Origin of the sequence: Janibacter alkaliphilus (assembly GCF_013408565.1) — a bacterium.
Classification (GTDB): Bacteria; Actinomycetota; Actinomycetes; order Actinomycetales; family Dermatophilaceae; genus Janibacter; species Janibacter alkaliphilus.
Genome location: NZ_JACBZX010000001.1, coordinates 3266753 through 3280164, shown reverse-complemented (window position 1 = coordinate 3280164; position 13412 = coordinate 3266753). Strand labels below are relative to the sequence as shown.

Below are 13412 nucleotides of genomic sequence, written 5' to 3'. Positions count from 1 at the left end.
CACCACCGGGATACCCGGTCGGCCCGCACCAGCCCCACCCCGCGGGTCCGCGCCACGGGCAGCCCGTCGGCGCCCCGACGGGTTACGGCGCGATGTACACGCCCCAGCCCCTGGGCAACCCGACCTCGCGCCCGGTGCTGCGCACCTACGTGCTCGGGGCGCTCGTCGTCGTCGGGTCGTTGCTGGCGGCGCTCGTCTTCGCGGTGCTCTTCGGCTTCGGCTACGGCATCCGCACCACCCTGATGGCCGCCGTGCTCGCGCTCATCCCGCTCGCCTTCGTGCTGCCGGTCTTCATCTGGCTGGACCGCTACGAGGCCGAGCCGTGGCGCTACCTGGTCAGCGCCTTCCTCTACGGTGCGCTGGGCTCGACCCTGCTCGCCCTCGTCGTCAACACCGTCGGCGGCTCGGTGCTCGTCGGCTACACCACCCCGGAGTCGGCGGAGACCCTCAGCGCGGTGCTCATCGCGCCGCTGTCCGAGGAGACCTTCAAGGGCGCCTTCCTGCTGCTCGTGCTGCTGGTGCGCCGACGCCACTTCAACGGGATCGTCGACGGCGTCGTCTACGCCGGCATCGTCGCCGGCGGCTTCGCCTTCACCGAGAACATCCTCTACTTCGCGCGCGTCTACACCGAGACGGGCGCCATCGTCGACACGCTCATCGTCTTCGGTTTCCGCGGGACCAGCCTCTTCCTGCACCCGATCTTCACCTCGATGACCGGGATCGGGGTCGGCATGGCGGCGACCAGCCGCTCCTGGGGGGTGCGGATCATCGCCCCCTTCCTCGGCTGGTGCCTGGCGGTGCTGCTGCACGGGCTGTGGAACCTCAGCGCCTCCACCGGCACGTTCGCCGGCCTCGTCGTCGGCTACGGCACCGGCTTCGTCGTCTTCGTCGCCTACATCGCCTTCATCATCTGGGCACGGCAGCGCGAGGGGAAGATCATCGGCCAGCAGCTCACGGCCTACGTCGACGCCGGCTGGCTCACCCCGGGCGAGGTGGCGATGCTCGCCTCGACGGGGGAGCGGCGGCGGGCCCGGGGCTGGGCCCGCCGCTCCGGCGGCAGCGGCGCGGTGCGCTCGATGCGCGCCTTCCAGGACATGGCCAGCGAGCTGGCGCTGCTGCGCGCCCGGATGCAGCGCCGGACGCCGGACCAGCAGACCCTGGAGCACGAGCGGGCCCTGCTGGAGTGGCTCACCCTGCGCCGGCAGCAGTTCTCCGGCCGCTCGATCGGCTGAGCCGGCTCAGCCGCGGCGGACCGTCACCTCGGCCGCCCCGACGACGCTGACCGCCGCCCGGTGCGAGGGGGAGTCCAGGGGCACGTCGGCCAGGGCCAGCTGCGCCGGGGGCGTGCTCTCGGAGAGCCAGTCGCGCAGCGCCGGCGCCTCGCCCGGCGCCGAGACGACGACCTCGGTCGGGTCGACGACCAGCCCGTGCCCGGTGGCCTTGAGGATCGACTCCTTGCGCGCCCAGGTCCGGGCCCGGGCCTCGAGCAGCGCCTCGCCGGTCAGGCCGGCCAGGTGCGCCGACTCCGGCGCGGCCAGGGTCACCCGGTCGAAGTCGGCGAAGTCGGCCTCGTCGAGCTCCTCGACATCGACCCCGACGCCGTGGTTCAGGGCCGCGGCGACGACCACCAGGCCGCCGGTGTAGCTCAGCGAGAAGCCCCACGGGCTGTCCACCAGGCTGGGCTTGCCGTGGCTCTCCGAGCCGCAGGTGGTGCACCGCCGCACGAAGGTCAGCGAGCGCGGGTCGGCGCCGACGAGGTCGCCGAGCAGCCGCCGGGAGACCGCGTGGGCGGTGACGAAGGGGGTCGGCCGCCGCTTGCGCGCCGCCCGGGCGCGCTCGGCCTCGTCGAGCACGTCGAGCAGGGCGGGGTCCTCCACGACCGCCGCCTCGCGCACGACCACCTCCACCGGCATGGCCGCATCATGTCAGGTCCGTGATGCTCACTACACTGCATCGGGTCGAGGCGGCCCGCGGTACGGGGGCCGCGCGGCGCTGCCCCCGTAGCTCAGCTGGACAGAGCAAGGGCCTTCTAATCCCGAGGTCGCAGGTTCGAGTCCTGCCGGGGGCGCTCGTGACCGCCCGGGCGGTCGTCACCCGGTCGACCGTGTCCGGACGGTCGCCGCCCGCGCCGGTGCGTCGGGTCCGGATGCCCCCGGGCGCTCGTTTACGCTGCCGCCATGGCCAGGGCGAGCACCGTAGACGCGACCGACCCGGCGGCGCTGCTGGCTCGGGTCACGGCGCTGCGGGACGAGCTGCAGCGCGCCGACCTGCCGCTGGAGCTGCCCTCGACGCAGCAGGCCCGGGCCGAGCGCACCGCGCTGCTCCACCAGCTCGACGACTACGTGCTGCCCCGGCTCGCCTCGGTGGACGCCCCGCTGCTCGCGGTCGTCGGCGGCTCGACCGGTGCCGGCAAGTCCACCCTGGTCAACTCCGTGCTCCGCCGCCAGGTGAGCACCCCCGGCGTGATCCGGCCGACGACCACCTCGCCGGTGCTCATCCACCACCCCGAGGACGCCCGCTGGTTCACCGACTCCCGGGTGCTGCCGACCCTGGCCCGGGTCAGCGGCGACGCGGCCACCGAGCCGCAGCCGGGCACGGTCCGGCTCGTCCCCTCCGACACCCTCCCGGCCGGCATGGCCATGCTCGACACCCCGGACATCGACTCCGTCGTCGAGGCCAACCGCGAGCTCGCCGGCCAGCTGCTCGCCGCCGCCGACCTCTGGCTCTTCGTCACCACCGCCGCGCGCTACGCCGACGCGGTGCCGTGGGCGCTGCTGCGCCAGGCGGCCGAGCGGGGGACCGCGGTGGCGATCGTGCTCGACCGGGTGGACCGGCCGGCCATGGCCGACGTGCGCGGCCACCTCACCGACATGCTGCGCGAGCAGGGCCTGGAGACCGCACCGGTCTTCACCATCCCGGAGACCGAGGTGAGCGCCGACGGCCTCATCCCCGAGAAGGACATCGAGCGGCTGCGGTCCTGGCTGACCGCGCTCGCCGGCGACCAGCGGGCCCGCACGATCATCGTCCACCAGACCCTCGACGGCGCGCTGCGCTCCCTCGACGAGCGCACCGACGACGTCGTCGCCGCCGTCGCCGCCCAGCGGGAGCAGACCACCGGCCTGGAGCAGGCCGCCTTCGACGCCTACGACGAGGCCGAGGAGGGTGTCACCGCCGGGATGAAGGACGGCACCCTGCTGCGCGGCGAGGTGCTCGCCCGCTGGCAGGAGCTCGTCGGCACCGGAGAGCTCTTCAAGAAGGTCGAGCACGGCGTCTCCCGCCTGCGGGACCGGATCACCTCGGCGGTCACCGGCTCGCAGCGGCCCGCCGAGGAGCTGGACGAGGCGCTGCAGACCGGGGTCGCGGCGCTGCTGCAGGCCGAGGCCGAGACCGCCTCGGCGGCGGTGGTCCGCACCTGGAGCGGCAGCGAGGCCGGTGCCGCGCTGCTGCAGGCCCGGCCCGACCTGCGCGGCTCCTCGCCCGATCTCGCCGAGCAGGTGGAGCGGCTGGTCCGGGACTGGCAGGGCGACGTGCTCGATCTGGTGCGCGCCGAGGGCGGCGACCGCCGCACCAACGCCCGGGTGGCCGCCTACGGCGTCAACGGGATCGGCCTCTTCCTCATGCTCGTCTCCTTCGCCCACACCGGCGGCGTGCTCGTCGCCCCCGAGGTGGCCATCGCCGGCGGCACCACCGCGCTGGCGCAGAAGGTGCTCGAGGCGATCTTCGGCGACCAGGCCGTCCGCGAGATGGCCGCCCGCGCGCGCACCCTGCTGCAGGAGCGGGTGCAGGAGCTCTTCGCCGCCGAGCGCGACCGCTACGCCACCACCGCCAAGGAGGCCACCGTCAGCGAGGCCCAGGTGCGCCGGCTGCAGCAGGCCGCGGCAGCCGTCCAGGAGGTCCGATGACCCCGCCGAGCCTGCGCCGCCGCGAGTCGTCCGCTCCCTCGGTCGACGACCTGGGGGTCCGCGCCGCCGCCCTGGGCGAGGCGCTGGCCGCCGGTGGCGATCTCCTCGAACCGGCCCCGGCGGCCGCGGCCGGCGAGGTCGTGACGAAGGTGGGCGAGCGCACCGCCCTCGTCGGCGGGCGCACCGTGATCGCCCTCGCCGGGGCCACCGGCTCCGGCAAGTCCTCCCTCTTCAACGCGCTCGTCGGCGACGACGTCGCCCAGGTCGGGATGCGCCGGCCGACGACCTCGACCCCGACCGCGGCCGTCTGGGGCGAGGAGCCGGCCGGCGAGCTGCTGGACTGGCTCTCCGTCGGACGACGGCACCAGGTGCCGGCCGAGCAGACCGGGGACCTCGACGGGCTGGTGCTCGTCGACCTGCCCGACTTCGACTCCCGGGAGAGCGCGCACCGGGAGGAGGCCCGCCGGGTGCTCGAGCTCGTCGACGTCTTCGTCTGGGTCACCGACCCGCAGAAGTACGCCGACGCCGTGCTGCACGACGAGTACGTCGCGGTGCTGCGGGCCTACGGCGCGGTCACGGTGGTGGTCCTCAACCAGGCCGACCGGCTCCCCGCCGACGGGGTCGAGCCGGTGGTCGTCGACCTGCGGCGGCTGCTGGAGCGGGACGGTCTCACCGACGCCGAGGTGCTCACCACCGCCGTGCCCACCGGCGACGGGCTGGGTGCCCTGCGCGAGCGGCTGGCCTCCGCGGTCGCCCGTGAGGACGCCACCCGCCACCGGCTGGCCGCCGACCTGTGCACCGCCGCCGAGGGGCTCGACGGCTCGGTCGCCGAGCACGAGCCGAGCCGCCGCGACCTGCCCGAGGATGCGCTGGTGGACGCCCTCGCCCGGACCGCCGGGGTGCCCACGGTCGTCGACGCCGTCGCCCGGGACGTGCGCCGCGAGGCCCACGCCCGCACCGGCTGGCCCTTCACCCGGTGGGTGCAGGGACTGCGCCCGGCGCCGCTGAAGCGGCTGCGGCTGGACCAGGGGACCGGGGGCGACGTCAGCGTCGCCGACGTCCGTGCCGTCGTCGGTCGGTCCTCGATCCCGCCGCCGGCACCGTCGGCGCGCGCCGCGGTCGACCTGGCTGCCCGACGCCTCGGCGAGTCGGCCGCTGCCGGCCTGCCGCCGCGATGGGCCGACGCCGTCAGCGACGCCGCCCGGCCGCACGACGACGACCTCGCCGACGAGCTGGACCAGGCGGTGCTGCGCACCCCGCTGCGCGAGAAGAACCCGCGGTGGTGGTCGCTCGTCGGCGCGCTGCAGGTGGCGCTCGCCCTGGCCGCGGTCGTCGGCCTGCTCTGGCTGCTCGTCGTCGGCGTCGTGGCCTGGCTGCAGCTGCCCGAGCTGCCCACCCCCGACGTGGGGCCGGTGGCGCTGCCCACGCTGCTGCTCCTCGGCGGCCTGATCGGCGGGCTGCTGCTGGCCGCGCTGTCCCGCTGGTTCGCCGCGGTCGGCGCCCGGCGCCGGGCGCGGGCGGTCGAGAAGCGGCTGCGGGCCGCGGTGGCCGAGGTGGCCCAGGGCTCGGTCATCGAGCCGGTCGAGGCTGTCCTGCAGCGGCACCAGGTGACGCGCGAGGGCATCGCCCGCGCCCGCTCCTGACACCCCTGCACAGGCCCTGCTCCGGACACCTCTGCACAGGCCCGGCTCGGCCCGTCGGGCCGTCCACAGCTGAACGCCGGGGGCAGCGCCGCGGGGCGGCTGCGCGGCAGTCTCGTGCGTACGCGGCCCGCCGCACGGGCGGGCGGCCAGCGAGAGGCAGGCAGCAGATGAACGAGACGAGCGTGACCGTCGTCGGCCGGGTGGTGGCCGACCCCGAGCACCGGCAGACCCGGGCCGGGCTGCAGTTCACCACCTTCCGGGTGGCCAGCACGGTGCGGCGCCGCACGAAGGAGGGGGTCTTCGTCGACGCCGGGACGAGCTTCTACAACGTCGCGACCTACCGCAGCCTGGGGATGAACGCCCACGCCTCGGTGCGCAAGGGCGACCCGGTGATCGTCCATGGCCGCCAGCAGGTGAGCTCCTGGCAGCGCTCCGACGGGTCCTGGGGCAGCTCGGTGGACATCGAGGCGTTCTCGGTGGGTCACGACCTCACCTTCGGCACCACCCGGTACGAGAAGGCGGTGCGCTTCGGCAGCGCCGACGGAGGTCCGGGCGGCGACGCGGAGGACACCGCGGGGGACTCTGCGGTGGACTCCGGGTCGGACCGCCCGGGGGAGCGGGACGAGCCCGGTGCGCAGGACGCCCCGCCGCCCCTGGACGAGGACGAGGACGGTCGGGGGTGGCAGCAGGTCCCGGCCTGACGAGGGGGCTGGCGGGTCGGTGACCACGCGGCGTCCGGCGGATTCGGCGCGGGGGTGCGGAGTGGATAGCCTGCCCCCATGCCCGAGTTCATCTACACCATGGTCAGGGCGCGCAAGGCGCACAACGAGAAGGTCATCCTCGACGACGTCACCATGTCGTTCTACCCGGGCGCGAAGATCGGCATGGTCGGTCCCAACGGCGCCGGCAAGTCGACGATCCTCAAGATCATGGCCGGCCTCGACCAGCCCAGCAACGGCGAGGCGCAGCTCGCTCCCGGCGCCAGCGTCGGCATCCTGCAGCAGGAGCCGCCGCTGAACGAGGAGAAGACCGTCCTCGGCAACGTCGAGGAGGGCGCCGGGGAGATCAAGGCCAAGCTCGACCGGTACAACGAGATCTCCGAGCTGATGACCGAGCCGGACGCGGACTTCGACGCGCTCATGGAGGAGATGGGCAAGCTCCAGGAGGACATCGACCACGCCGACGCGTGGGACCTGGACTCCCAGCTCGAGCAGGCCATGGACGCGCTGCGCTGCCCGCCGCCGGACGCCGACGTCACCGTCCTCTCCGGTGGTGAGCGTCGCCGGGTGGCGCTGTGCAAGCTGCTGCTGAGCAAGCCCGACCTGCTGCTGCTCGACGAGCCCACCAACCACCTCGACGCCGAGTCGGTGCTGTGGCTGGAGCAGCACCTGGCCAGCTACCCGGGCGCCGTCGTCGCCGTGACGCACGACCGGTACTTCATGGACAACGTCGCGCAGTGGATCGCCGAGGTCGACCGCGGCCGGCTCTACCCCTACGAGGGCAACTACTCGACCTACCTGGAGAAGAAGCAGGAGCGCCTGCAGGTCCAGGGCAAGAAGGACGCCAAGCTCGCCAAGCGCCTGAAGAACGAGCTGGAGTGGGTCCGCTCCAACCCCAAGGCCCGCCAGACGAAGAACAAGGCCCGGCTGGAGCGCTACGAGGAGATGGCTGCGGAGGCGGAGCGCACCCGCAAGCTCGACTTCGAGGAGATCCAGATCCCGCCGGGCCCGCGCCTGGGCAGCAAGGTCATCGAGGTCACCGACCTCAAGAAGGGCTTCGGCGACCGGGTGCTCATCGAGGACCTGTCCTTCACCCTGCCGCGCAACGGCATCGTCGGTGTCATCGGCCCCAACGGTGTCGGCAAGACGACCCTCTTCAAGACCATCGTCGGTCTCGAGGAGGCCGACGGCGGCACGGTCGACGTCGGCGACACGGTCTCGATCAGCTACGTCGACCAGGGGCGCGGCGGCATCGACCCGGAGAAGTCGCTGTGGGAGGTCGTCTCCGACGGGCTCGACCACATCCAGGTCGGCAACGTCGAGATCCCCAGCCGCGCCTACGTCAGCCAGTTCGGCTTCAAGGGGCCGGACCAGCAGAAGAAGGCGGGCGTGCTCTCCGGTGGTGAGCGCAACCGGCTGAACCTCGCGCTGACCCTCAAGCAGGGCGGCAACCTGCTGCTGCTCGACGAGCCGACGAACGACCTCGACGTCGAGACGCTCGGCTCGCTGGAGAACGCGCTGCTCGACTTCCCCGGCTGCGCCGTGGTCATCTCCCACGACCGGTGGTTCCTCGACCGGGTGGCGACGCACATCCTCGCCTACGAGGGCACCGACGAGAACCCGGCCGCGTGGTACTGGTTCGAGGGCAACTTCGAGGCCTACGAGGCGAACAAGATCGAGCGCCTCGGCGCCGAGGCGGCCCGCCCCCACCGGGTTACCCACCGCCGCCTCACCCGCGACTGACCCACCTCCCGAACCCCCAACTCCCTAGGCAGCTGGATCCCCTCAGCCTGCAACCTAGGGAGATGCGGACAAGGTGAGCGGCTGGGGTCGATCCTCAGCCCAGCTCGGCCTCGAGGAGGTCGGCCGCACGCACGGTCCCGCCTTCGGCGCGGGCCTGGTGGGCCAGCTCGGCCAGGCGCGCGGCCACCTCCGGGTCGTCGAGCAGAGCGGAGGCTGCCGCGACGAGCCGCTCCGCGGTCGCGTCGGCCGTCTCGATCCGCCGCGCCACCCCGAGGCCGACGAGGGTGTCGGCGTTGACGAGCTGATCGACGTCCTGAGGCACCGCGATCATCGGGGTGGCGGTGAGCAGCCCCTCGCTGCTGCCGCCCATCCCGGCGTGGGTGACGAAGAGATCCGCCTGACGCAGGATCGCCAGCTGTGGCACCCAGCGGTGCACCTCGACGCCGTCCGGGATCTCGCCGAGCGCGTCCTCGTCGACGTGGCGACCGATCTGGAGCACGAGGTGCCAGCCGTCACGCCCGCCGAAGGCCGACAGGCACTGCCGGTAGAGCTCCGGTTGATCGGTGTAGCTCGAGCCGAGCGAGACGAGCACCACCCGATCGGCGCCCTCCGGCCGCTCCCAGCTGCCCTGGTCCGTCCGGTCCCCGGTGCACGGTCCGACGAAGGTGACCCGGTCGTGGTCCACCCGGTCGGCGTTCGGCTGCATCGCCTCGGGCACGAGCGCGAGCGCCCGGGGAGGCACCCCGGCGAAGTCGTCCGGGTCCGTCGTCGTGGCGCCCTCCCGCTCCAGCCAGGCCCGGAAGTCCGCCCGGTAGGCGTCGGCCCCGGGCAGGGCCATCATCGGGGCACCGACCTCCTCGGCGTACCCCTCCCAGGCGACGAAGGTAGGGGAGAGCTGGACGAAGGGGCGCCGCTGCAGCTCGGCCATCACCCGGGCCGCGTAGCCGCCGATGTCGGCCAGGTACAGGTCCGCCGGGTCACGGTCCAGCTCTGCGCGCACCTGGTCGAGCACCTGGGCCGCGTCCTCGAAGAAGATCCGCATGGCCCCGATCGGGTCCTCGGGCCACGCCCCCTTCGGCAGGGTGGAGGTGGCCGGGATCAGCTCGGCGCCCGTCCCCTCGATGAGGTCGCGGAGCTCGGGGTCGTTGACGACCCGGACGCGGTGACCGCGGCCCACGAGCTCTCGCAGGATCTCCAGGCTGGGCAGGGTGTGGCTGATCGCGTCGACGCCGACCATGACGATGTGGGCCATGGGCAGATGCTCTCCGACGACCGGTCGAGACGCCACCGGATTCTGAGGGCGCACCGTGGGTATCGATGGTCGGCGGGTCAGCGTCGGCGTCGGTGGAGGCCGCTAGCGTGAGGGCGTGGATCTCTTGCGCCCCGGGGCGGTCCTCGACGGTGTCGAGATCGCCGACCTCGACCTCGAGGCTGCAGACCTGCGCGGCGTCGAGCTCGTCGACTGCACCTTCACCCGGTGCAACCTCAGCCGGGCAAACCTCGCTGACGTGCGGATCTCGGGTCTGCGACTCGTCGGCTGCAAGGCGCTCGGCGTGGCCTGGGGGATGGTCCGGCCGGCCGGGCTCGTCGCCGATCCGTGGGTCGTCACCGACAGCAGGCTCGACGACTCGTCGTTCGGGGGCGTCGACCTCACCGAGGCGCGGTTCACCGACTGCCGGCTCACCGGGGTCGACCTCGCAGAGGCCGACCTCACCCGGGCGGTGCTGGCCGGGTGCGACCTGTCCGGGGCACGGTTCGTGCGCACGCGGCTGTCCGGGACCGATCTGCGCGGGAGTAACGGCATGTCGATCGACCTGCGGGAGAACGACGCCCGTGGTCTGCGGATCGACCCGGCCGCGGCTCTCGACCTGCTCGCCCCCTTCGGCGTCGTCGTCGACTGACTCAGTCCTGCGGGTCGGGCGTCGCCCTCGTGCTCGGCGCACCGCTCGCCGAGGTGGCGTCGTACAGGTCGGCCAGCGCCTCGTCGATCGTCGGATGCTCGAAGGTGAAGCCCGCTTCGGCCAGCACCGTCGAGGTGCAGTGCCGGCCGGTGAGCGCCAGGGCCGGGTCGCTGCGCAGCGCGACCGCTCCGATGCGCAGCAGCGCGCCCGGGGTCGGGGGAGCGGCCGGACGCCGCAACGTCCTGCGCAGCGCGGCCATGAGCTCGGCGTTGCGCACCGGGTGCGGTGCCGCGGCGACGACCGGCCCGTCGGGCAGCGCCACGGCGGGATCGAGACCGAGCGCGGCGCGGCACACCCGGACCCAGTCGTCACGATGGATCCAGCTGAACCACTGGCGACCGCTCCCGACCCGACCGCCGAGGCCGGCGGTGGTGGGGCGGGCGAGCATCGTGAGCGCGGGCGCATCCCGGTCGAGGACGATCGAGGTCCGCAGCAGGGTGAGCCGGTCGGCTCGCGCCCCGTCGGTCGCCTTCTCCCAGGGACGGGCGACGCCGGTCATCTGCGGCAGTCCAGGGTCGGGCAGGGGGCTGGTCTCGTCGAGCCGGGCCTCGCCGGCGTCCGACCAGATGGCGGTCGTGGAGGCCTGCACCCAGACCTCGAGCGGGTGGTCGGTCCGCTGGCTGGCCTCGACCAGCGCGTGGGTGGAGTCGACCCGGCTGGTCCGCAGCGACGCGATGTTGGCGCTCGTCGGGCGGACGTCGACGAGCCGCCCCGCGAGGTTGACCAGGCCGACCCCGGCCCGGTCGTCGTCGCCTCGCTCCAGGGCGTCCGCCCACGAACCCACGGTGCGCCCGTCCCAGACGATCTGCTCGAGGGGGAGCCGGTCGTCGCGGCGGCGGGTGAGCAGGCTCACCCGGTGGCCGCGGCAGGCGAGGTCGCTCGCGAGCAGGCGCCCCAGGGCGCCGGAGCCGCCGGCGACGACGACCCGCAGCAGCGCGGGGTCGTCGGTGAGACCGGCCAGCCGGGCCAGACGCAGCGCGCTGAGCCCGAAGTCTCGGGCGAGCGCAGCGGCGACCCCAGCGACGACCGCTGGCATGGTGGCCCCCTTCGCGGTCACCGTCTGCGTCAGCCGGGTGCCGACGACGTCGGCCTCGACCACCCAGCGCACGGTCATCGCCCCGGCCGGGTTCGGCTGGGTGATCTCGAGCATCCGTCCGGTTTCGAGCGCGGTGACCTCCAGCGGTGGTGCGGTGCGTGCGTGCAACGGACCGAAGGCGCGGTGCGTCAGGCCGTACGCTCCGGTCACCCCCAGGCGCAGCGGCCCGTCGAGCCGGGCGTGGGCGACGGCAGGCTGCCACTGCGACCAGCGGGTGATGTCGGCGACGACCGCCCAGATGTCCTTCGGAGGGAGCGCGATGACGGTGCTGGTGGTGCGGGTCCAAGGCATGTCCGGAGTCTGGCACGACGGCGCCACCACCCACCGACCTTCGTGCTACTCACCCGGCTGAGGAGAACCTCTCGGTCGCGGGGGAAGCCTTCCCCGGCAACCGACGCATTATCGGGTAACCCGATAAAGGGGGGACGGGTGAGGTTTGCCGGGTCAGCGGGGGTGGGCGCCGACGAGGCGGAGGGCGAGGTCGGCGTAGGTGGTCTGGATCTCCTCGGGGGTGCGGCGCACGTCCGGGTGGTACCAGCGGGCGACGTCGACGACGAGAGAGAGCAGGGCCAGGGCGGTGGTGCGGGCGTCGTCGACGTCGAACTTGCCGGTCGCGACCCCGTCCTCGACGACCCCGCGCACGACCGCGTCGATCTCGCGGCGCAGCCCGAGCACCTCGTGCTGGTGCTCCGGGCTGAGGTGGCGGAACTCGTACTGCACGATCCGGGCCACCTGGTGCTGCTCGGCGTGCCAGCGGGCGAACTCGCCGATGATCGCGGCCAGCGCGTCCGAGGGCGTCGTCGCCTTCGCCGCCGCGGCGGCGAGCGAGTCGCGGGCCACCTCGTGCCCCTCGCGGCACAGCTGGAAGAGCAGGTCCTCCTTGCTGGCGAAGTGGACGTAGACCCCCGCGGGGGAGAGGCCGGCCCGGGAGGCGATGTCCCGGGTGGTCGTGGCGTGGAAGCCCTTGGCGCCGAAGGCGTCGGCCGCGGCCTCGAAGAGCCGCAGCACGGTGGGTGACTCGGACGACGGTGTCGCGAGGGGATACGTGCTCACTTGCCCCAGCATGCCCTCCCGCCGTACGCTAAGCAAGCGCTTAGCGCGTGGCGGTCGTCGCGTGGTGGGCGCACCACCTGCCGCAGCCGAGAAGAGAGGCCGTCCCCGTGCCCCGCAACATCTACGACGAGGACCACGAGTCCTTCCGCGCCTCCGTCAAGGAGTTCGTCGAGCGCATGCTCGTGCCCCGCGCCGAGCAGATGATCGCCGACCACACCATCCCGCGCGAGGTCTGGCTCGAGGCCGGCAAGCAGGGCTTCTTCGGCTTGACCATCCCCGAGGAGTTCGGCGGCGCCGGCATCGACGACTACCGCTTCAACGCGGTGCTGGCCGAGGAGCTCGCCGCCTTCAACGCGGCCACCTCCTCCTGCTTCGGCATCCACTCCGACATCACCGCGCCGTACATCGTCGCGATGGGCACCCAGGAGCAGAAGGAGCGCTGGCTGCCGCAGGTCGCCACCGGCGAGAAGATCCTCTCGATCGGGATGACCGAGCCCTCCGGCGGCTCTGACCTGGCCGCGCTGAAGACCACCGCGGTGCGCGCCGACGACGGCTCCGGCGACTGGATCATCAACGGCTCCAAGACCTTCATCACCAACGGCTACCAGTGCGACCTCGCCGTCGTCGCGGTGCGCACCGACCCGAGCAAGGGCGCCAAGGGCATCTCCCTCTTCGTCCTCGAGGCCGAGGACGAGGGCTTCTCCAAGGGCAAGCCGCTGGACAAGATCGGCCAGCCCGAGTCGGACACCTCCGAGCTCTTCTTCGACAACGTCCGGGTCTCCTCCGACCGGCTGCTCGGCGAGGAGGGCATGGGCTTCGTCGCGATGATGCAGAAGCTGCCGCAGGAGCGCCTCGGCAACGCCGTCTCGAACATCGCCAACGCCGACCAGATGCTCAAGGAGACCCTGGAGTACGTCAAGGAGCGCAAGGCCTTCGGCGCCCCGATCGGCACCTTCCAGCACAACAAGTTCAAGCTCGCCGAGCTGGTGACGAAGGTCGAGGTCACCCAGGCCTACGTCGACGACTGCGTCACCGCGCACGCCGACGGCAAGCTGACTGCCGTCGATGCCGCGAAGGCGAAGTGGTGGGCCGCCGAGGTGCAGTGCTCCGTGCTCGACGAGTGCGTCCAGCTGCACGGCGGCTACGGCTTCATGAACGAGTACCGGGTCGCCCGCGCGTGGAAGGACGCTCGCGTGCACAAGATCTGGGCCGGCACCAACGAGATCATGAAGGAGCTCATCGGCCGCGACCTCGGCCTCTGAGCGACCTGCTCGCAGCACCGCATCGGCCCCGGA

Annotated in this window: 11 protein-coding genes and 1 tRNA gene; 8 read left to right on the top strand and 4 right to left on the bottom strand. The window is 73.1% G+C overall.

Annotated elements, in window-relative coordinates:
• Positions 1–92: 92 nt before the first annotated feature.
• The gene (locus BJY28_RS15500) at positions 93–1232 is read left to right on the top strand and encodes a PrsW family intramembrane metalloprotease (RefSeq protein ID WP_179463791.1); all 1140 of its coding nucleotides are present in this window, start codon (positions 93–95) and stop codon (positions 1230–1232) included.
• A gap of 6 nt (positions 1233–1238) precedes the next feature.
• Here BJY28_RS15500 and BJY28_RS15495 read toward each other — a convergent pair whose 3' ends face one another.
• The gene (locus BJY28_RS15495; protein WP_179463790.1) at positions 1239–1913 is read right to left on the bottom strand and encodes a 4'-phosphopantetheinyl transferase family protein; all 675 of its coding nucleotides are present in this window, start codon (positions 1911–1913) and stop codon (positions 1239–1241) included.
• An 81-nt stretch (positions 1914–1994) separates the two neighbouring features.
• On the opposite strand from BJY28_RS15495, the gene BJY28_RS15490 reads away from it, so the two are divergent.
• From BJY28_RS15490 to ettA, 5 genes are all read left to right on the top strand, one after another.
• Positions 1995–2068: transfer RNA gene (locus BJY28_RS15490), tRNA-Arg, on the top strand.
• A gap of 109 nt (positions 2069–2177) precedes the next feature.
• The gene (locus BJY28_RS15485; RefSeq protein ID WP_179463789.1) at positions 2178–3902 is read left to right on the top strand and encodes a GTPase domain-containing protein; all 1725 of its coding nucleotides are present in this window, start codon (positions 2178–2180) and stop codon (positions 3900–3902) included.
• On the top strand, positions 3899–5545 hold the full coding sequence (locus tag BJY28_RS15480) for a YfjP family GTPase (RefSeq protein ID WP_179463788.1): 1647 nt from the start codon (positions 3899–3901) through the stop codon (positions 5543–5545). The genes BJY28_RS15485 and BJY28_RS15480 overlap by 4 nt, the downstream gene beginning before the upstream one ends.
• A 167-nt stretch (positions 5546–5712) precedes the next feature.
• Positions 5713–6246, top strand: coding sequence for a single-stranded DNA-binding protein (locus BJY28_RS15475; RefSeq protein ID WP_179463787.1), 534 nt, complete (start codon positions 5713–5715; stop codon positions 6244–6246).
• 78 nt (positions 6247–6324) lie between these two features.
• Positions 6325–8007, top strand: a complete 1683-nt coding sequence (ettA, locus tag BJY28_RS15470; RefSeq protein ID WP_179463786.1) for an energy-dependent translational throttle protein EttA — start codon at positions 6325–6327, stop codon at positions 8005–8007.
• Positions 8008–8101: 94 nt separating this feature from the next.
• Here the strand turns inward: ettA and BJY28_RS15465 are convergent, their stop codons facing one another.
• Positions 8102–9259 (bottom strand): macrolide family glycosyltransferase, encoded by a 1158-nt coding sequence (locus tag BJY28_RS15465; protein WP_246313430.1) that lies wholly within the window; start codon positions 9257–9259, stop codon positions 8102–8104.
• Between the two features lie 115 nt (positions 9260–9374).
• Between BJY28_RS15465 and BJY28_RS15460 the strand changes: the two genes are divergently transcribed.
• Positions 9375–9908, top strand: a complete 534-nt coding sequence (locus BJY28_RS15460; protein WP_179463785.1) for a pentapeptide repeat-containing protein — start codon at positions 9375–9377, stop codon at positions 9906–9908.
• A gap of 1 nt (position 9909) precedes the next feature.
• Here BJY28_RS15460 and BJY28_RS15455 read toward each other — a convergent pair whose 3' ends face one another.
• Both BJY28_RS15455 and BJY28_RS15450 read right to left on the bottom strand, forming a co-directional pair.
• Positions 9910–11355 carry a DUF1731 domain-containing protein gene (locus tag BJY28_RS15455; protein ID WP_179463784.1) on the bottom strand — a complete coding sequence of 482 codons (1446 nt, stop codon included), beginning with the start codon at positions 11353–11355 and terminating at the stop codon, positions 9910–9912.
• A gap of 153 nt (positions 11356–11508) precedes the next feature.
• Positions 11509–12117: a TetR/AcrR family transcriptional regulator gene (locus tag BJY28_RS15450; protein WP_343037150.1), complete on the bottom strand. Its 609-nt coding sequence runs from the start codon at positions 12115–12117 to the stop codon at positions 11509–11511.
• Positions 12118–12224: 107 nt separating this feature from the next.
• Here BJY28_RS15450 and BJY28_RS15445 point away from each other — a divergent pair, with 107 nt between their 5' ends.
• Positions 12225–13379 carry an acyl-CoA dehydrogenase family protein gene (locus BJY28_RS15445; protein ID WP_179464243.1) on the top strand — a complete coding sequence of 385 codons (1155 nt, stop codon included), beginning with the start codon at positions 12225–12227 and terminating at the stop codon, positions 13377–13379.
• The last annotated feature ends 33 nt before the right edge of the window (positions 13380–13412 follow it).

Excerpts from the sequence above, each read along its gene's own strand:
- BJY28_RS15500 (WP_179463791.1), top strand. The coding sequence starts at position 93 with ATGTACACGCCCCAGCCCCTGGGCAACCCGACCTCGCGCCCGGTGCTG.
- BJY28_RS15495 (WP_179463790.1), bottom strand. The coding sequence starts at position 1,913 with ATGCCGGTGGAGGTGGTCGTGCGCGAGGCGGCGGTCGTGGAGGACCCC.
- BJY28_RS15485 (WP_179463789.1), top strand. The coding sequence starts at position 2,178 with ATGGCCAGGGCGAGCACCGTAGACGCGACCGACCCGGCGGCGCTGCTG.
- BJY28_RS15480 (WP_179463788.1), top strand. The coding sequence starts at position 3,899 with ATGACCCCGCCGAGCCTGCGCCGCCGCGAGTCGTCCGCTCCCTCGGTC.
- BJY28_RS15475 (WP_179463787.1), top strand. The coding sequence starts at position 5,713 with ATGAACGAGACGAGCGTGACCGTCGTCGGCCGGGTGGTGGCCGACCCC.
- ettA (WP_179463786.1), top strand. The coding sequence starts at position 6,325 with ATGCCCGAGTTCATCTACACCATGGTCAGGGCGCGCAAGGCGCACAAC.
- BJY28_RS15465 (WP_246313430.1), bottom strand. The coding sequence starts at position 9,259 with ATGGCCCACATCGTCATGGTCGGCGTCGACGCGATCAGCCACACCCTG.
- BJY28_RS15455 (WP_179463784.1), bottom strand. The coding sequence starts at position 11,355 with ATGCCTTGGACCCGCACCACCAGCACCGTCATCGCGCTCCCTCCGAAG.